The organism is Microbispora sp. NBRC 16548 (assembly GCF_030268985.1).
Classification (GTDB): domain Bacteria; phylum Actinomycetota; class Actinomycetes; order Streptosporangiales; family Streptosporangiaceae; genus Microbispora; species Microbispora catharanthi.
Window position 1 is genome coordinate 95,765 of sequence record NZ_BSSF01000019.1, and the last position, 17,454, is coordinate 113,218.

The 17,454-nt window shown below is 68.6% G+C and carries 18 protein-coding genes; 11 read left to right on the plus strand and 7 right to left on the minus strand.

Annotated features, from left to right (window positions below; all coding sequences use genetic code 11):
• Window positions 1-559: 559 nt before the first annotated feature.
• The 3 genes from QSK36_RS37365 to QSK36_RS37375 all read left to right on the plus strand — a co-directional run bounded on the left by QSK36_RS37365 (window position 560) and on the right by QSK36_RS37375 (window position 2,336).
• Window positions 560-1,105, plus strand: coding sequence for a dihydrofolate reductase family protein (locus QSK36_RS37365; RefSeq protein WP_285785635.1), 546 nt, complete (start codon window positions 560-562; stop codon window positions 1,103-1,105).
• Between the two features lie 38 nt (window positions 1,106-1,143).
• On the plus strand, window positions 1,144-1,683 hold the full coding sequence (locus QSK36_RS37370) for an NUDIX domain-containing protein (RefSeq protein ID WP_285785636.1): 540 nt from the start codon (window positions 1,144-1,146) through the stop codon (window positions 1,681-1,683).
• A gap of 104 nt (window positions 1,684-1,787) precedes the next feature.
• Window positions 1,788-2,336: a dihydrofolate reductase family protein gene (locus tag QSK36_RS37375; protein WP_285785637.1), complete on the plus strand. Its 549-nt coding sequence runs from the start codon at window positions 1,788-1,790 to the stop codon at window positions 2,334-2,336.
• A 9-nt stretch (window positions 2,337-2,345) separates the two neighbouring features.
• Here the strand turns inward: QSK36_RS37375 and QSK36_RS37380 are convergent, their stop codons facing one another.
• Window positions 2,346-2,771, minus strand: coding sequence for a nucleoside deaminase (locus QSK36_RS37380; RefSeq protein ID WP_183538031.1), 426 nt, complete (start codon window positions 2,769-2,771; stop codon window positions 2,346-2,348).
• Window positions 2,768-3,616 (minus strand): TIGR03619 family F420-dependent LLM class oxidoreductase, encoded by an 849-nt coding sequence (locus QSK36_RS37385; RefSeq protein WP_285785638.1) that lies wholly within the window; start codon window positions 3,614-3,616, stop codon window positions 2,768-2,770. The genes QSK36_RS37380 and QSK36_RS37385 overlap by 4 nt, the downstream gene beginning before the upstream one ends.
• A gap of 93 nt (window positions 3,617-3,709) precedes the next feature.
• On the opposite strand from QSK36_RS37385, the gene QSK36_RS37390 reads away from it, so the two are divergent.
• Window positions 3,710-4,171, plus strand: a complete 462-nt coding sequence (locus QSK36_RS37390) for an Lrp/AsnC family transcriptional regulator (RefSeq protein WP_285785639.1) — start codon at window positions 3,710-3,712, stop codon at window positions 4,169-4,171.
• Window positions 4,172-4,218: 47 nt separating this feature from the next.
• Here the strand turns inward: QSK36_RS37390 and QSK36_RS37395 are convergent, their stop codons facing one another.
• Complete coding sequence (locus tag QSK36_RS37395) at window positions 4,219-4,680, minus strand: MarR family winged helix-turn-helix transcriptional regulator (RefSeq protein ID WP_285785640.1); 462 nt, start codon at window positions 4,678-4,680, stop codon at window positions 4,219-4,221.
• A gap of 156 nt (window positions 4,681-4,836) precedes the next feature.
• Between QSK36_RS37395 and QSK36_RS37400 the strand changes: the two genes are divergently transcribed.
• Both QSK36_RS37400 and QSK36_RS37405 read left to right on the plus strand, forming a co-directional pair.
• Window positions 4,837-7,107 carry an LLM class flavin-dependent oxidoreductase gene (locus tag QSK36_RS37400; protein WP_285785641.1) on the plus strand — a complete coding sequence of 757 codons (2,271 nt, stop codon included), beginning with the start codon at window positions 4,837-4,839 and terminating at the stop codon, window positions 7,105-7,107.
• A gap of 113 nt (window positions 7,108-7,220) precedes the next feature.
• Entirely contained in the window at window positions 7,221-8,339 is a 1,119-nt protein-coding gene (locus QSK36_RS37405; protein ID WP_285785642.1) for a hypothetical protein, read from the plus strand.
• Between the two features lie 37 nt (window positions 8,340-8,376).
• Here QSK36_RS37405 and QSK36_RS37410 read toward each other — a convergent pair whose 3' ends face one another.
• Window positions 8,377-9,330, minus strand: a complete 954-nt coding sequence (locus QSK36_RS37410; protein ID WP_285785643.1) for a helix-turn-helix transcriptional regulator — start codon at window positions 9,328-9,330, stop codon at window positions 8,377-8,379.
• 98 nt (window positions 9,331-9,428) lie between these two features.
• On the opposite strand from QSK36_RS37410, the gene QSK36_RS37415 reads away from it, so the two are divergent.
• A complete protein-coding gene (locus tag QSK36_RS37415) occupies window positions 9,429-9,986 on the plus strand; it encodes a DinB family protein (protein WP_285785644.1) in 558 nt (185 codons plus the stop codon).
• A 145-nt stretch (window positions 9,987-10,131) separates the two neighbouring features.
• Here QSK36_RS37415 and QSK36_RS37420 read toward each other — a convergent pair whose 3' ends face one another.
• The gene (locus QSK36_RS37420; protein WP_225898227.1) at window positions 10,132-10,710 is read right to left on the minus strand and encodes a TetR/AcrR family transcriptional regulator; all 579 of its coding nucleotides are present in this window, start codon (window positions 10,708-10,710) and stop codon (window positions 10,132-10,134) included.
• Between the two features lie 340 nt (window positions 10,711-11,050).
• Between QSK36_RS37420 and QSK36_RS37425 the strand changes: the two genes are divergently transcribed.
• From QSK36_RS37425 to QSK36_RS37435, 3 genes are all read left to right on the plus strand, one after another.
• Entirely contained in the window at window positions 11,051-11,416 is a 366-nt protein-coding gene (locus QSK36_RS37425) for a DUF1330 domain-containing protein (protein WP_285785645.1), read from the plus strand.
• 280 nt (window positions 11,417-11,696) lie between these two features.
• Complete coding sequence (locus QSK36_RS37430) at window positions 11,697-12,593, plus strand: alpha/beta fold hydrolase (protein WP_183538045.1); 897 nt, start codon at window positions 11,697-11,699, stop codon at window positions 12,591-12,593.
• A gap of 62 nt (window positions 12,594-12,655) precedes the next feature.
• The gene (locus tag QSK36_RS37435) at window positions 12,656-13,567 is read left to right on the plus strand and encodes a helix-turn-helix domain-containing protein (RefSeq protein WP_285785646.1); all 912 of its coding nucleotides are present in this window, start codon (window positions 12,656-12,658) and stop codon (window positions 13,565-13,567) included.
• Between the two features lie 93 nt (window positions 13,568-13,660).
• Here QSK36_RS37435 and QSK36_RS37440 read toward each other — a convergent pair whose 3' ends face one another.
• Window positions 13,661-14,512: an aminotransferase class IV family protein gene (locus tag QSK36_RS37440; RefSeq protein WP_285785647.1), complete on the minus strand. Its 852-nt coding sequence runs from the start codon at window positions 14,510-14,512 to the stop codon at window positions 13,661-13,663.
• 99 nt (window positions 14,513-14,611) lie between these two features.
• Window positions 14,612-15,748: a cytochrome P450 family protein gene (locus QSK36_RS37445; RefSeq protein ID WP_285785648.1), complete on the minus strand. Its 1,137-nt coding sequence runs from the start codon at window positions 15,746-15,748 to the stop codon at window positions 14,612-14,614.
• A gap of 1,041 nt (window positions 15,749-16,789) precedes the next feature.
• On the opposite strand from QSK36_RS37445, the gene QSK36_RS37455 reads away from it, so the two are divergent.
• Entirely contained in the window at window positions 16,790-17,227 is a 438-nt protein-coding gene (locus QSK36_RS37455) for a VOC family protein (protein ID WP_285785649.1), read from the plus strand.
• The last annotated feature ends 227 nt before the right edge of the window (window positions 17,228-17,454 follow it).

Sequence of the window (17,454 nt, forward strand, 5' to 3'; positions counted from 1 at the left end):
TCCGCCTCTGTCCGGACACCGGAGTGAAGAATCCAGGATCTTCGCCCTGTTTGTCAATGATCCAGTCAGGGCGGTGAACCCCTGGCGGAGCCAGGCCGATTCGCGGACGGAAATCAACCTCTATCAGGGCCTATACGCCCTGTATACCGGCCCGTCCGATGCTCGACCCGACCCGATCCCGATTCGGCCCGAAGCCGATCGGACCACGAAGAGGAGACGCGATGACCCCACGCGGAAGCGGAACGCGGAGCCGTACGGCACCCGCACCTGCGACGACGCCCCTCCGCCGGTCTCCTGCGGGGCGGGACGAGCTCGGAGAGGCGGCCTGAGGTGAACTCGATCCGGCTACGCAACCGGACCTGACCTCAGACGACGGACGGGCGCCGGGGCCGCGCCCGTCCTCCACGAAGACCGAGCGGATCACCAGGCGGGATATCGGCAGGGGCATGTCCCGCCTGGTGCTCCTCGCCCGGGCGCACCGAAAAAAAGAATTGTCTTGACAGCTGAACTCGTCGGCTGCGAGTCTGGGTCACGCAAGCGCGAGACAGAGGAGATCCAGATGCGCAAGATCGTCGCCAGCTTCTTCATGTCCCTCGACGGCGTCGTCGAGGCGCCCGACCAGTGGCACTTCCCCTACTTCAGCGAGGAGATGGGCGCGGCCGTCGGCGCGCTGATGTCCGAGTCCGACGCCATGATGATGGGCCGGGTCATGTACGAGAGCTGGGCGGCCTACTGGCCGAGCAAGGCCGGCACCGACGACCCCTTCGCCGACTTCATCAACACCACCCGCAAGTACGTCGTCTCCTCGACCCTCGACACGGTCGACTGGCAGAACTCCACCCTCGTCACCGGCGACTTCGCCGAGGAGATCACCAAGCTCAAGCGGCAGCCGGGCAAGACGATCGGCATCAGCGGCAGCACGAACCTCGTCCGCTCGCTGATGCGGCACAACCTGCTCGACGAGCTCCGGCTGCTGGTCCACCCCATCGTGGTGGGCAAGGGCCAGCGCCTGTTCGAGGAGGGCCTGGAGATCCCGATGACGCTCACGTCCTCGGAGACCTTCCCGACCGGCGTGCTGTCCCTCGCCTACCAGCCCGTCGCGTAGGCGGACGTACGGCCGGAGCGTGGGTAGTATCCGGCCACGTGACCGAAGCGCAGCACGTGATCCGGCAGGTCTCCTCCCGAATCGTCTACAGCAACCCGTGGATGACGGTCCGAGAGGACGCGATCGAGCACCCTGACGGCTCTCCCGGCCTGTACGGATACGTGGCCAAGCCCGACTTCGTGCTGATCGTGCCGGAAGAGGACGACGGCTTCCACCTCGTGGAGGAGTACCGATACCCGATCGGCCGCCGCTCGTGGAGTTTCCCCCAGGGGTCGGCCGAGGCGGACACGCGTGAGGACGAGGCCCGGCGCGAGCTGGTGGAGGAGACCGGGCTCCAGGCCGGCCTGCTGCGCTATCTCGGGCGCATGGACAACGCCCACGGGATGACCGGCCAGGGGCTACACGTCTACGTGGCCACCGGCCTCACCAGGGGCGAACCCCACCGCGAGCACACCGAGCAGGACATGCGCCAGCGGTGGGTGCACCGCACGGAGTTCGAGCAGATGATCCTCGACGGCGTTGTCAGCGACTCGTCGTCCGTCGCCGCCTACCTGCTCTGGCGGCTCCGCCGAGCGTGACCGCGGAGCCGTACGGCCGTGTCGTTTCCGTACAAGACCTGCGCGAGCGTCCCGCCTAATCTTCCATTCGCAGCCACCGTCATACGACACAAGGAGCGGAGCACATGGCCAGGATCGTCGCGAACTTCTTCATCTCGCTCGACGGCGTCGTCGAGTCGCCCGACCAGTGGCACTTCCCCTACTGGAACGACGAGATGGGCGCCGTGGTCCAGGCGGGCATGCAGAACTCGGCCGGGATGCTGATGGGCCGCACGCTGTACGAGGAGTGGTCCGCCTACTGGACGACGACGGACCAGGACCCGGAGATCGCCGAGGCCTTCAACAACGCCCCCAAGTACGTCGTGTCGACCACCATGGAGAAGGCGGACTGGAACAACACCACCGTCGTCAACGGTGACGTCGCGGCCAGGCTGCGCGAGCTCAAGGAGCAGATCGAGGGCGGCGACCTCCAGATGTCCGGCAGCGCGACGACCGTGCGGTGGCTTCTCGCCAACGGGCTGCTCGACGAGCTGAACCTGCTCGTCCACCCGATCGTCGTCGGCCGCGGGCAGCGGCTGTTCGAGGACACCCCGACGCACAAGCTGAAGCTGGTGAAGTCCGAGACGTTCAAGACCGGCGTGCTCCACCTGTGCTATGTCCCGGACGCCGGCTGACGGCGCGCTTCAGAGGTAGTAGCCCTCGACGGGCACGCGCGCCTCGTCGAAGAGCGCCGGCCCCTCCTGCCGGAAGGACGACGGGCCGGCCGGCGGCTTGAGCCCGCCGAGCTGATCGGTGGAGAGCGCGAAGACGACGCGACCGAGTCCGGAGCGCTCGATGGCACCCGCGCACATGCCGCACGGCTGGCAGCTCGTGTACATGGTGGTGCCGGCCGCGGCTGCCGGGCCGAGCTCGCGGGCGGCCCAGCGCGCGAGCTTCAGCTCGGGATGCGCGGTGATGTCGGCCTCCGTGAGCGAGGTGTTGCGCTCCTCGGCGAGCACGTCGCCGTCCGGGCCCACCAGCAGCGAGCCGAACGGCGGGTTACCGCCCGCTCGGGCCTCGGCGGCCAGCTCGATCGCCCTGCGGAGGAACTTCTCGTCGTCGAGGGTCATGAATGCTCCTTCGTGTACGCGGCGGCCACCGTCTCGAGCATGTGCCACGCCGTCTCCGGATGGTTCGTCTCATCGGGGTCCCCCCGGAAGGGGTCGAGCAGGACGGTCTCCGCGCCCAGGACGCGCAGCCGTTCCAGGTCGTCCATGACCTGGTCGAGGGTGCCCTCTCCGGCCCGGCGTCCCTCGCCCGTCACCGGGGTGCCGGTGAGCCGCAGCAGGATGCGCGGGGCGAGCACGGGTGCGGGACGCCCCAGGCTCTCCGCGACGGCGGCCAGCCGGTCCATCCGCTCGCCCAGCCACGGCAGGGTGAAGCGCAGGGGATGCCAGGCGTCGCCGAGGAGCACCGCCCTGCGGAGAGCGGCGTCGCTGCCGCCGCCGACCCAGATCGGAATGTGCCCCGCCCGGTAGTCCTCCTCGTCCTGCCAGGCCAGGCGCATCGCCCGCAGGTGCTCGTCGGTCAGCGCCCCGCGCCGCTCGTACGACACGCCCAGCGCCTCGAACTCCTGCCGGGCCCAGCCCACGCCCACGCCGAGGACCAGCCGTCCCCCGCTCAGCTCCTGGAGGTTGGCCGCCATGCGGGCGGTCAGCAGCGGGTGCCGGTAGGGCAGGATCAGCACGGTGGTGCCCAGCCTGATCCTGGTGGTGATCCCGGCGAGCCAGGACAGCGTGGTGAAAGGCTCGTAGAACGGGGCGGGATACTGCTCGGCCACGTCGGGGGTCACCACGACGTGATCGGAGACCATGAGCAGGTCGAACCCGAGCCCCTCCACCGTCTCGGCCCAGCCGCGCAGCACGCCGGGGCGAGTGCCCGGCCCGAAGTTCGGGACGTTGACGCCTAGTTTCACCGGACCAGAGTATTCAGGCGATCAGGCCATTTGGAAGAAAGAACTCCCTGCATACAGGCCGTTCGGCCGTGGATTCGCCGGTATATTCGGCCGATGGCCGAGAGTCTTGATACGACGGACTGGTTCATCCTGGCCGAGCTGCAGCGCGACGGCCGCCTGCCGCTCACCGAGCTGGCCCGGCGGGTGAGCCTCAGCGCCTCCGCGACCACCGAACGGGTACGGCGCCTGGAGGCGGCCGGCGTCATCAGCGGCTACCGTGCCGTCGTCGACCTGGGAAAGGTCGGATACGCCGTGCTCGCCGTGGTGCGGCTGAAATATCCGGGCAGCCGGCATGAGCCGCTGCACCGGCTGCTCGCCGAGCGTACGGAGATCCTGGAGTGCCTGCGCACCACCGGCGACGACTGCTACACGCTCAAGGTCACCGCGACCTCCATGGCCCACCTGGAGAAGGTGGTGGACGAGCTCGCGCGGTTCGGCAGCACCACCACCAACATCGTCTACAGCGAGACGCTCCCCTACCGGGGGCCGCATACCCCAGTGCCATCGAGCGGGTAGGCGAGGTCGCGGGCCCGGGGTCCTCCGGTGCGATGGGCCGGGCCGGGTCACGCCTCCCGCGTCAGTCCGGCCGATCCCGCGACGGCGGCGCAGCGGTCCTCGCCGGGAGCCGCCCCGGTGGCGGCGTGCTCCAGCAGTGCCAGGAGGACACGCCGGTCGTCGGTCGGAAGGGTGGAGAGCAGCTCGTCCTCGGCCTGCGCGACCCGCGCGTCCACTTCGGCGAGGACCCGCCGGCCGTGGTCGGTCGGCACGATGCGCCGCGCCCGGCGGTCGGCCGGGTCCTGCCTGCGCTCCAGGAGACCGCACCCCTCGAACTTGTCGAGCAGATAGGTCATGACCGTGCGGTCGATGCCGAGGCGGGCGGCGAGCGCGGCCTGCGTGGGCGGCGCGTCGCGCACGACCGCGGAGAGCACCTGGTAGCCGCGCACGCCGTGCGGCAGGTCGCGTGAAGCGTCCTCGACGCGTGCGCTCCACTCCCGCAGCAGCACGGTGAGGGACCACCCGAGCACGGAACCGTGTGATGACGAACCCTGCGATGACGGCGTCGGGGAGTCGGCTGGTTCGCGGGCGGTCACATCATCCACTCTAACCCGGAATACGATGATTCCTCGATAAGTTGTGTCGCATATCGTCTGTTTGACAGATTACTTCGCGAGAGGCCCGGCATGACGGACTACGGCCACAAACTGGCCTTCGGCACGTTCCTCACCCCGCAGAACCAGGACCCGCACGGGCCGGTCCGGCTCGCCCAGGTCTCCGAGGCCGCCGGGCTGGATCTCGTGACGTTCCAGGACCACCCCTACCAGCCGGGGTTCCTGGACACCTGGACGTTGCTGTCCTGGGTGGCGGCGCACACCGAGCGGATCACGGTCTCGGGCAACGTGCTGAACCTGCCGCTGCGCCCGCCGGCCGTGCTGGCCAGGGCAGCGGCGTCGCTCGACCTGCTCTCCGGCGGCCGGTTCGCGCTCGGCATCGGCGCGGGCGGCTTCTGGGACGCGATCGAGTCGATGGGCGGCACCCGCCTGACGCCGGCCGAGTCCGTGACCGCGCTGGAGGAGGCCATCGAGATCATCCGCGGCATCTGGAACGCAAGCGAGCGCCGCATCCTGCGCGTCGACGGCGAACACCACCGCGTCGCGGGCGCCAAGCGCGGCCCGGCCCCCGCGCACGACATCCCGATCTGGCTCGGCGCCTACAAGCCGCGGATGCTGCGCCTGGTGGCGCGCGAGGCCGACGGCTGGCTGCCCTCGCTCGCCTACCTCAAGGACGGCGACCTGCGGCGCGGCAACACGATCATCGACGAGGCCGCCGAGGAGGCCGGGCGCGACCCGGCGCAGGTGCGCCGACTGCTGAACATCAGCGGCGCGGTCGCCGAGGCCCGTCAGGGCTTCCTGCAGGGACCGGTCGAGCAGTGGGTGGAGGAGCTGACCGCTCTGGCGCTGGAGGACGGCATCGGCACGTTCATCCTGGGTTCGGACGACCCGCGGCTCATCCAGGTGTACGGAGAGGAGATCGCCCCCGCCGTACGGGAAGCGGTGGCGCGCGAGCGGGCGGCCACCGGCACCGTCCCCGCGGCCGCCCGTCGCGGAGCCGCCGCTATCGCGCTGCGCCGCGACGGCATCGACTACGACGAGGTCCCGGCGAGCCTCGCGGCCGACGCCGTCGAGCCCGGCGACCGCGCCTACGGGTCCGTGCGGCACAACTACCTGCGCGCCGGGTCCCCCGGCCTGGTGCTGCGCCCCCGGACGGTCGATCAGGTCGTCGAGGGGCTCGCGTACGCCCGGTCCCAGGACGTCCCGCTCGGCGTACGCTCCGGCGGGCACGGGATCAGCGGCCGTTCCACGAACGACGGCGGCATCGTGCTCGACCTCGGCGCGCTCAACGCCGTCCAGGTCGTGGATCCGGCCACGCGCAGGGTACGGCTGGGCGCGGGCGCGACCTGGGGTGAGGTCGCCGAGGCCCTGGTGCCGTACGGATGGGCGATCAGCTCGGGCGACTTCGGCGGCGTGGGCGTGGGCGGCCTCGCGACGACGGGCGGCGTCGGCCTGCTCGGGCGCACGTTCGGCCTGACGATCGACCACGTCGTCGCCGCGGAGGTCGTGACCGCCGACGGCCGGGTGCTGCACGCCTCGCGGGAGGAGAACCCCGACCTGCTCTGGGGCCTGCGCGGCGCCGGGGGCAACCTCGGCGTGGTCACCTGGGTCGAGATCGAGGCGATGGAGCTCGGCGACGTCGTCTTCTCCCAGATGACCCTGGACGCCCGTGACACGGCCGGGCTCCTCGAGCGCTGGGGCGCCGCGGTCGAGAAGGCCCCGCGTGAGCTGACGAGCTTCCTCATCCTCTCCCCGGCGCGCCGCGGTCAGGACGCGGTCGCCCAGCTCATGACCGTGTACGCCGGCGCGGACACCGAGGCCGCGGTGAGCGAGCTCGAACGGCTCGCCGAGGCCGGCCCGCTGCTGGGGCACCAGGGATATGTACTGCCCTATTCGGGCGTGGTGCAGCCGGCCGAAAAACATCACACCGGCGGCGGGAGCCCCGCCGTACGCTCCGGCCTGGTCACCCATCTCGACGGGGACGTGAGCCGCGCCTTCGAGCGGATGGCGCGCTCCGGGCTGTCCTACTTCCTGCAGATACGCGCCACCGGTGGGGCCGCGCACGACCTGGCTCCCGATGCGACCGCGTACCCGCACCGGCACCAGAACTTCGTGCTCACGGCCATGGGCGCGGCGCAGCCGGCCCTGGATGCCGCGTGGGACGCCGAGGTCGCGCCGTACACCGACGGCCTCTACCTGTCCTTCGACACCGACACCCGGCCAGAACGGCTGCTCGACGCGTTCGGCGAGGCCAACCTCGCCCGGCTGCGGCGGGTCAAGCGCGCCTACGACCCGGACAACGTGTTCCGCGCGAACTTCCCCATCCAACCGGAGGACGACTGAGCGTCGTGTGGGCGGATCACCCGCGTGCGGGTGATCCACTTGCCGACTACCCTTCAGGCATGGCTGGCCGGAAGCGGAGCTCACCCCCACGGCCGATCGCACCGGGAGACGTCGTGGCTGCGTTCTCTGACGCCCTTGACGAGTGGACGGTCGCACAGATCACCGATCTCAACCCGGACGGGGAAACGGCGGGGGTGCTCGAGCTGAACTGGTCGGGCCCGGAGCCCGCCTCGGTGGCGGACCTCGGCGAGGTGTCGGCCCTCGTGCTGACCCATCACTATTGGAATGGGTGCCTTTCCCATTGCAACTACGAGTGGGTCCTTCCTCGCAGTTACACAATCATCGGCTCGTTGCCGCTGTTGTGTACCAAGCCCTCACAGAGCTACTCCACGGGATGGCGGCTCGGCGAGCAGCTCGCCTGTCAAAGGCGCTGGGACAGAGGCGAGCGCGACCCTCGGTCGGATCCGCACGAGATGAGCATCACGGGCGCGGACGTCGGCCAGATGACGAACGAACCGGCCGACCCCCGCCGGGACGTCCGCCACCTGCACGTCACGGAGGTCGAGTCACTCGACTGCGACCGGCTCGCCGGGCGCTTTCCCGATCTGACGACGCTCTCTCTGTCCGGCGACCTCGGCCTGCTTCTCCACGCGTCGAGCCTCAACCGGCTGGCGTCGCTTCGACGGCTGCTGATCACCGACCTGTTCGGCATGAGCGCATCCGATGCTCTGCTGCCCGAGTGCGTTCCGGCGCTGGAGACTTTGTGCCTGCACAGCATTCCGCGCGAATACGCCGGAGCGATGCGGTCGAAATGGCGCCCGCAGATCCCGTACGGCACTTTCGTCGACATCACCGCTGCTCGCGCACCTGAGTGGGTCGCGGAAAACCGGGGCAACCCGTTGCGCGGCTGGGATGGTCGCGCGCACATCAGCGGAACCTGCTTCACGAAGGCCGTCGCGCAGTACAAGAAGACGCGCGCGGAACTCATCACAGCGCTGTCGGACTGCTCTCAGGAAAACCAGCCGACCCGGCTGTACGAGATCGGCCGCGAATACGGCAGGGGCTTCAACCTTCTCAATCGCCGGACACTGTTCATCGAGACCGTGGAACGTGAGGAACTCTTCGCTGGCCTCGACGTCATGGTGAGCGACGCCGAGGCGGCTCTTGGCGTACGACTCGGATCGGCCAGAGACACTCTCGCCGCAGGCGTGGAGGCGGTTCGTGAGTGGTAGACAGCGCGTCCCGCCTGGTCACGCCGACGACCGGACGTCAGGCCCGTTGGAACCGAGCTCCCCAGTCGTGGATCCGGTCGAGCAGTTCGGGCGGCTCGATGACGCGGAATTCGGCGCCGAGCACGCCCAGTGACATGATCGGCCAATCCAGGGAGTGCGTGGTCATCCGGACCCGGCAATGCCCGGCGTCGACCTCCTCGATCGTGCAATAGCGGCCGATCCGCTCGCGCGCAGTGGTGGCCGGAGCGTCGACGAGCACCTCCACCCGGTAGGGACGAGGCAGGTTGTCCAGGCCGGCACGGACGAACTCGGCGGCGCCGGCGGCGGGCAGGTCCCGGGGGCGGAACCGACAGCCGGTGCCCTCCGGCGCGGTCAGCCGATCGGCCCGGAAGCTTCGCCAGTCGTGCCGGGTGAGGTCGTACGCGACCAGATACCAGCGGCGGCTGAGACAGACCAGCCGATGCGGTTCGACGTGCCGGTCGGTCTGCCTGCCGTCGGCCGCCTGATAGGTGAAGCGGAGCTGGTCATGGTCCCGGCAGGCCAGCGCGACCGTGGTGAGCACATCCGGATCGACGCCCGCCCCGGCCGGGCCGCCCCACTCGGCGGGTACGGTCATCGTGCGCAGGGCCTCGACCCGGTGCCTCAGCCGGGCCGGCATCACCTGCACCACCTTGGCCAGCACCCGCACCGAGGACTCGGCGATGCCCTCCACCGCCCCCTGAGCGGCGGTCTGCAGTCCCACGGCCAGGGCGACCGCCTCCTCGTCGTCGATGACCAGCGGCGGCAGTGCGGCGCCCGCGGCGAGCTGGTAGCCGCCGTCGACACCGCGCTGCGCCTCGACCGGATAACCCAGCTCACGCAGCCGGTCGATGTCCCGGCGCAGAGTGCGTACGGAGACTCCCAACCGCTCGGCCAGTTCGGTGCCCTGCCAGTAACGATGGGTTTGGAGCAAGGAGAGCAGCCGCAACGTGCGCGTGCTGGTGTTCGCCATGTCGTCGATTCTGTCGTCGATTCAGGCCAGAAAGTGACCGCTATGGCTCCTAGCGTGGTCCCTGACCGACGAGCGGAACAACGGAAGGCGGAGAGACCGTGACCACCAACGAGTCGATCATCAGCGACATCGCCGACGCGCCGGCCATCAGCGGCGAGCGCGCCGACCTGCTGGCGGCGCTGGCCACGAACCGGCACTTCCTGCGCTTCACAACCCGCGACCTCACCGACGAACAGGCCGGGCAGCGGACCACGGCCAGCGAGTTGTGCCTGGGCGGCCTGATCAAACACGTCACCCTGGTCGAGCGGAACTGGGTGGACTTCATCCTGAACGGCCCGTCGGCCATGGGTGACGCCACGACCATGACCGAAGCCGACCGGGCCTGGTGGGCCGACCAGTTCCGGATGCTGCCCAGCGACACGCTCGCCGGTGTGCTGGCCGCCTACGCCGAGGTGGCCCGCCGTACGGACGAACTGGTGGCCGCCCTGCCCGACCTCGACGTGACCCAGCCGCTGCCGAAGGCCCCGTGGTTCGAGGCGGGCGCGCGATGGTCGGCCCGCCGGGTGCTGATGCGCATCATCGCCGAGACCGCCCAGCACGCCGGCCACGCCGACATCATCCGCGAGTCCCTGGACGGCGCCAAAAGCATGGGCTGAGTCGCGAGGACGGGCAAGGGCCCTCACTCGAGGGCCTGCCCGAACTTCGCCCGGCCGAGAGTTCGACCCCCGCTGAACCGCCTTTCAGCCAGTGGCTCACCTCCTGATGGCGGTGCGCTTCCCTGGCTACGGCTCTCCGTGGCCGTCATTCGGTCAGTCGAGCTGCTGCCTTTCTCGCTGCTCGCAGGATCTCTTCGGACAGAGGGGAGCCCGCTGTCGCCCGGGCGAGCAGGAGAGCGCCCACAAGAGTGGACAGGGCGGCCAGCCCGGTGTCCTCAGGAGCGATCCAGCCGGCCATGTCGCGAATTCCGGCGGCGTAGGTGTCGCGCCATTCGGGATCTCGGGCGAAATCGCCGGCGAACCCGGCTGCCGGGCATCCGTTGCCGGGGTTGTCACGTGCTTCGGGTGACAGGTAGGAGTCGATCAGCGACGACCACGCGGCATCGTGACCACCGTGGCCGCCGTCCAAGGCCGCCAGATGCCGCAGCATGTCGGAAAAGGCCTCGGCTGTGGCCTCGTCGACGAGCGCCGCCTTGGAGGCGAATTGCTTGTAGAAGCCGCCCTGCGTCATGCCGACCGACTGCATGACGTCGGCGACGCTCACATCACGCACCCCCTTCTCGCGGAAGAGTCGCGAGGCGGATTCCACCACACGCTTTCGATTTTCCCGTGCCTCAGCCTGCGATACTCGGCTCATCTTCGATCCCTCGTCGCTTCGATTCATCGCGAGAACGTGTCGGAAGCTTGATTTCGGGCGTCCGGGGCCGGCCTGCCACGCGAAAAGTAGATTATAGTCGCAATCTATGCGTGCCATTGCACGCCCGGAAATCCGAGGAGCGCTTCGAGCGCCCCCACCCGGAACCTCACCCCGATCACGTACGAGGCATAGGGCCTTTCAGGGCAACGCCACGCCCAGACTCGCCCACCCGGCCAGGGGATCACCTACCGAGACGTGAGATGCGTCACGAAATCCGCCTACACGCGAGCCTCCGTAAGATTATGGCCGTAATCTAAGTGTCCCTGCGGCGAGTCCGCCTGCGCAGTCACCGAACGGAAGGTTCGACATGAGCACGTACTTGATCAACCATCTCCGCATCCCCGGGGACGTCCCGAACGAAGCGGGTCTGACCTACCTCGAAGAGGTCGAGGCCACCGTGAAGCCCTACGGCGGCAGGTGGCTTGCCAACGGCGAGGTCAGCGTCGTGGAGGGAGCGTGGCCGGGCCTGGTCGTCCTCATGGAGTTCCCCGACCGCGCCGCCGCCGACCAGTGGTACACCTCGGCGGAATACCAGAAGATCCTGCCCCTGCGTGTCAACAACGCCGTCTCCGATGTCGTACTGATCGACAGCCTTCCCGCGGACTACACCGTACGGGGATTCGCCCAGCAGGTCCGAGCGGCCATCCAGTCGGCATCCGACTCCCACAGCTGAGCGGCGAACAGACGCGGTCTTCGGCGTACGGCCCTGATCCGCTTTCCGAAGTCGGGGCCCGGGGCCCGCTGGGAGAAGCGCTCGAGTTCAGCAGGCGTCACCGATCACCTCCCGCCTCGCCCGGCCGCGCTTCGGCGAGGCGGGAGGCCGCTTGCACGCACCACGACGGGGAGACCCTCCCGTGAGTCCCGATCTCGCCTGACGACCGCCGAGTCGGAGAAAAGTCCTCCTCGTTCGAATCCACGAGCCGGTCGTCGGCCGACATACAAGGGGATGACGAATGAGTCCCATCACCTCCCCCTCTCTCGCGAGGGGAAGGCATGAGATCAGCATCGAGGGTACGCGGCAGGTGTTCCATGTCGCGGGCACCGGTCCGGTGTGCCTGGTGCATTCAGGCGGTCCGGGAATCGCCTGGGAATACCTGCGGACGCCGGCCCTGGAAGAGCACCTGACCATGGTGTACCTCGAGCCGATCGGCACAGGATCCTCCGGCCGCCTCGACGACCGCCGCGACTACCGGATCGACACCTACGCCCGGTTCGTCCATGGCGTGGTCGAGCATTTGGGCGTATCCGCCGTCTTCCTGCTCGGCCATTCGCACGGCGGATTCGTCGTCCAGCGCTACGCGCTCGATCACCCGGATCGCGTCGCCGGAGCGATCCTCTACTCCACCTCGCCGGTCACAGGAGAGGAGTTCTGGGCCGACGCGATGGCGAACATCAGCAGGTTTCCGCAGCGACTCCCGCAGCGGCCCGCAGCCCGCGAGATCCCGGACGCGTTCCAGCGAGCGCTGGCCGCGCGGGACGACGAGGCGTACACCTCGTCCCTACGGGAGATCCTTCCGGCGTACTTCGCCGACTACTGGGCGCACAAGCAGGACCTGGAGCCGATGCGCGCCGCCCTGAACGCGTGGATCGACCCGATGCACGGTGAGGAGCTCGTGCCGTTCGACGTGCGGGACGAACTCGGTTCACTCGAGATCCCCGCGCTGATCATTTCCGGTGTGCACGACTTCTTCGGCGGCACTCGCTGGGCGCGCGTCGCCCACGAGAGCATCACCGGTTCCCGCCTGGCGGTGCTCGAGAACAGCGGGCATATGGGCCATCTCGAGCAGCCCCAGGAGTTCGCCCGCGCGATCGTCGAGTTCGTTCGCGCTCAAGGCACGACGATCAGCTGACCATGCAGCGGAGACGACCTCCGGCTTGAGTCTCGAGTAGCTCGAAGGTGCAGGCTCGTCGTGTGACTGACGGAACAGAGCTGTACACCGTGGGCCAAATCGCTCGACGTACCGGTCTTTCGGTTCACACCATCCGCTTCTGGTCCGACAGCGGCCTGATAGCACCCACCGACCGCTCGGCCGGTGGCTACCGGCTCTACGACGCCGCCGCCGTGGCCCGATTCGACCTGGTCCGGGCCCTGCGCGAACTCGGTGTCGGGCTGGAGGCCGTCCGGAGGATCCTGGCGCGGCAAGCCACGGTGGCCGAGGTGGCCGAGGTGCACGCCCAGGCGCTGGACGCGGAGATCAAGGCTCTGAAACTTCGCCGCGCCGTGCTCCGCACGATCGCCAAGCGCGGCGGCACAACCGAGGAGACGACGATGACGCACAAACTCGCTCACCTGTCCGCCGCCCAGCGGCAGCAGGTCATCGACGAGTTCATCGAGAAAACGTTCTCGGGGATCGCACTGGATGACGACGCCGAGGTGGTCGCGACGTGGATGCGGGAGCTGCCCGATGAGCTGCCGGACGACCCGGCACCAGGCCAGGTGGACGCCTGGATCGAGCTGACCGACCTGGTCGGCGGCGAGGACTTCCGGCAACGGCTCCGGCAGATCGCCCTGACCGGTGCCTCGCCGGTGGCATCGCGTCACGGCTATGCGCTCCGGTCACTGACCCTGGAGCACGCCAACCGGGCGATGGCCGAATTGATCGCACCGGAGTCGGCCGAAGGCCGGTCGATTCTGAACCAGATCATCGAGCCCGGCATGCCGGCCGGTGAACGCGACGAACTGCATCGGTGGCTCGAGACCGTCGCCGACGCCCGGGTGGAGCGCTACTGGCAGCTGATAGCCGTGCTCAACGGCCGTGAGCCCGGTCCGTCGGCCATGCCGGCTTTCACCTGGCTGATCGCCGCCATCCGCGCCCACGGCTGAGCCGTCCACCCCCCTCGTCATGGCCGATTCGCGGTGTCATCGGGACGGGCCGGCCGTTCCGAAGGGTGGTCCGGGACGAAGCCGGGCCGGCCCCTACAGCGGAGTGAGCGGTTCGACCTGGTAGGCCCGGTGCAGCACCTGCACGAAGGATGACGCTTCAGGCAAGGACACAGAGCCGATCCGGCGCACCGGCACTCCCGGGGTCCATGAGTTCATCACCACGGCCCCCGCCAAAGCCGGCAGGTCCGCGAGCGTGACCTCCTGGACGCGTTGGGGCACACCGAGGCGATCCAGTTGCCGCCGGACGATGCCCATCGTGGTGCCGCTCAGCATCTCGGCCTCCGGCCACACCACGGCTGCGCCGTCCCAGAAGGCCAGATTCCAGATCGACCCCTCGCTGAGCCGGCCCCGGCGGTCGACGAAGGCGGCGTCGTCGAAGCCCTGTCGAACGGCCTGACGGGGAAAATATGTCTTGGCTATCTCGCCGACATGCTTCACGGCCGGGAGGACCCGTTCGTACTCGACCACTGCCAGCGTGAGCGGGCCCCGCGGGCCGGACGCGGCCGGTCCGGTACGCACCAGCAACTCGGGCTCCGAAGAAGCCCCTGTCACCGTGAACCCGCCCGTTGGGGGGTAAACGGTGGCTGTCAGCGAAAGGTCGGCCGGACCGGCCTGTAGCGCCGCCCGCAGACAGGCCCGCACTCGATCGTCGGGCAATGCCCGGCCGAACAGTTCCACGGAGGCGGATCGCAGCCGCTCCAGATGGAGATCGAGGCCCCGGACCCGGCCTCCACGAACCTGCATGGCAGTGAAGTGGGCATAGCCCCCGAAGGCGAGCGGCGCCAGTTCCTCGGCGCTCGCCGCGTGGCCATTACGTTGAGCAACATAAGAGGACATACATCGCTCCAGCAGTGCGAAATGGATTGGACTGCGGACAACCGCCACGGGGCGACGTTAATGCCTCACATCAACCGAAGCCCAGGCAGGGAGAACGGTCCCTGGCCTGGGCTCCGGAGTGGGTGGGCGGAGTATGGGCAGCCGTGGCTACTCGGCGGGGCGCAGGTGCACGAGGAGCTCCCGGTGACCGTTGCTGATGAGGGTGGGGATCGGCTGCAACGCAGCGGCAGGCACCGCGAGCGACATGGTGGGGAAACGCTCGAAGAGCTGACGCAGGGCTTCTGCGACTTCGAGGCGGGCCAGAGGAGCGCCGAGGCAGAAGTGCACGCCATAGCCGAACGCCAGGTGATCCTTGACCCTACGGGTGACGTCGAAGGTGTCGGCGTCCGGCCCGTGCCATTCCGGGTGACGGTTGGCGGCCGCGTATGCGGCGAGGATGGGATCCCCCGCCGAGATGATCTGCCCGTCGGGCAGCTTGACGTCGGTGACGGCGAAACGCAGCGGCAGGTACTTGATGGCGGGCTCGTGGCGAAGGGTTTCCTCCACCACGTCGTCCCAGGTCGCCTGGCCGGTTCTGACGAGGTGAAGCTGGCCGGGGGACGTCAGCATCGCGAAGACGGCCTGGTCGATGACGTTGACGGTCGTTTCGTACCCGGCGTTGATCATCAGCACCAGCGTGTCGCGGAGTTCCTGATCCGTGAAACCGGCGCCGGCCGACTCCTCGTCGCGCGCCGCGATGAGAAACGAGGTCATGTCGTCGCCGGGGTCGCTGCGCTTGGTGGCGATCAACTGGTCGATGCGCTCGTAAAGACGTGCGGCGTTGGCCTGGGCCTGCTCAGGCGTGAGCGTACTGTCGAAGACGCGGTCGACGATCTGCCGAAAACCGTCCCGCTGGTCTTCCGGCACGCCCATCAGATGACCGATCACGGCGATGGGCAGCGGGAAGGCCAGTCGTTCGCGCAGGTCCACCACCTGGCCGTCGGGCACCGCGGCAAGGTCGTCGATCAACTCGGCGACCATGGACCGAATGGTCGGCTTCAGCTCGGCGATGCGGCGCGCGCTGAAGGCGGGGGCGACCATCCTCCGTAACCTCCGGTGATCAGCGCCGTACGCGGTGAGCATGCTCTGCACCGCGATCCACAGCGCGAGCGGCCACGTGCTGATCGTCTGCTGAAAGGCTGGATAGTGAGTACGGCCGTCCTTGGAGACATCGGGACTGGTGAGAAGAGTCTTGAGTACGGCAGGGTCGCTGACCGCCCAGGCGCGCAGGCCGAGGACGTCCACGGGGGTGGCCGGGCCACGAGCCCTCAGGGCCTGGTATTCGGCGTGCCGGTCGGCACCGGTGGGATCGATGACGAACTTGAGGGGCTGGGACATCTGTCTTCTCCTTCAGGTCGCGATAGTGGAGCGACGGGAAAGGGGTCTCACGGGCACGCTCATCCGATCCGGCTCGCCACGTTGGCCGGATGCGGAATGCCGGAGTCTGTCTCGGCCGTGTCTGGACGATCAGCTCCTCGCCGAACTGGCCAGGCCGGTTGATGGCGTTGATGACGGCGATGAGAGACATCAGGGCAACGCGCTGCCGGTCCTCGTCAAATGGTTCTCCGCTTGCGCGAGGAAGTCGCCGAAATAGGTGAGACGCGATTCCACGTGGCCTCCCTGCCGTTTTGCGGACACACGATTGACCGGGTAGTCGGGGCTATATGTGACAGGAAGCCACGTGTGACGTACGTCTCACCAGAGCCGCGGCGAAAACGGTGCAGCTCGGTCAGACGGTCCACCATGTCGACCGCGTCAAGGGCGCCATGATTGAGCACAGGAAACATGGCCCCCGAAGAATTGGATGGGGGAGGATGAAGCGCTGCTGACGAATTGCGGCGCTTCCCCGGACGAGGCGGCGATGGCTCGCCGGCCAGGCCAGTGACCGTTCGACAACCCACCGCCGCTCGATCACCGCGAACCCGATCTACCCGGAGGCCTTGCGGACGATGTGCAGCACGCGCTGGGTCCAGTCCACCGGCATCCCGGCGAAGCCGGCGTCGGCGAATACGTACCGGGCCGACGTGACCAGGTACACGCCGAGCAGGGTGATCTTGGCCCCGTCGCGGTCATGCGGAAGGCGGCCATCACACAGACGACCAGCAGCAATCCGAGAGTGTCGGTGACGATGAACCGCTTACGCCCGTTGACCTTCTTCCCCGTGTCATAGCCGCGGCTGTCGCGGCCGAGGTGCCGGCAGCCTTGACGCTCTGGGAACCCTCTACGCCGAGCCTTCGCTGACGGGCACAATGCGTGACGCCGCTCTTGGCTGGAGAAGGAGGGTCCGTGGCGACTAGATGGAGTTTGACGATTGACTGCGCGCAGCCGGCGAAGCTGGCGAGGTTCTGGGCACTCGCCTTGGGATATTCCGAGAAGCCGCCCCCGGCGGGCTTCGGTAGCTGGGAGGACTGGTTCGCGCATCACGATGTCCCGGAGGAGGAGTGGGATGAGGGCGCCTATCTGTCCGATCCCGACGGGGTGGGTCCTGACCTGTCCTTCCTGCGGGTGCCGGAGCCGAAGGTGGTGAAGAACCGGCTACACCTCGACGTACAGGTCGGCGGAGGCCGCAGCACTCCCTGGGAGGTGCGGTGGCCGCGCGTGGTCGAGGCGGTCGAGCGGTTGACGGCCGCAGGCGCGACGGTGGTTCGCCAGGACGACCTGCAGGGCAGGCCCGATCACGTGGTGATGGCCGACCCGGAGGGAAACGAGTTCTGCCTGGTCTGACGCGACCGGCCCGAACTGCCGGCGGCCGGGATCAGCCCCCAGGCCACATGCCCGGCCGCCGCCCTTGACAGCCTCACGCGAGGACAACTTATGAGTGGTTCAGCCATCCCTCAGTCACGAGGGGCAGCTGCCGATTCCCAGAACGGAACCGCGTGTGTCAAGGGTCGGCGAAGCTGATCGCGAAACGACGCCGAAGGCGCCCTTGACACAGCGGACACGTACGGGAC

Coding starts and splice junctions, on each gene's coding strand:
- QSK36_RS37390 (WP_285785639.1), top strand. CDS start 3,710: ATGGCCGAGAGTCTTGATACGACGGACTGGTTCATCCTGGCCGAGCTG.
- QSK36_RS37410 (WP_285785643.1), bottom strand. CDS start 9,330: ATGGCGAACACCAGCACGCGCACGTTGCGGCTGCTCTCCTTGCTCCAA.
- QSK36_RS37420 (WP_225898227.1), bottom strand. CDS start 10,710: ATGAATCGAAGCGACGAGGGATCGAAGATGAGCCGAGTATCGCAGGCT.
- QSK36_RS37375 (WP_285785637.1), top strand. CDS start 1,788: ATGGCCAGGATCGTCGCGAACTTCTTCATCTCGCTCGACGGCGTCGTC.
- QSK36_RS37425 (WP_285785645.1), top strand. CDS start 11,051: ATGAGCACGTACTTGATCAACCATCTCCGCATCCCCGGGGACGTCCCG.
- QSK36_RS37430 (WP_183538045.1), top strand. CDS start 11,697: ATGAGTCCCATCACCTCCCCCTCTCTCGCGAGGGGAAGGCATGAGATC.
- QSK36_RS37380 (WP_183538031.1), bottom strand. CDS start 2,771: ATGACCCTCGACGACGAGAAGTTCCTCCGCAGGGCGATCGAGCTGGCC.
- QSK36_RS37400 (WP_285785641.1), top strand. CDS start 4,837: ATGACGGACTACGGCCACAAACTGGCCTTCGGCACGTTCCTCACCCCG.
- QSK36_RS37365 (WP_285785635.1), top strand. CDS start 560: ATGCGCAAGATCGTCGCCAGCTTCTTCATGTCCCTCGACGGCGTCGTC.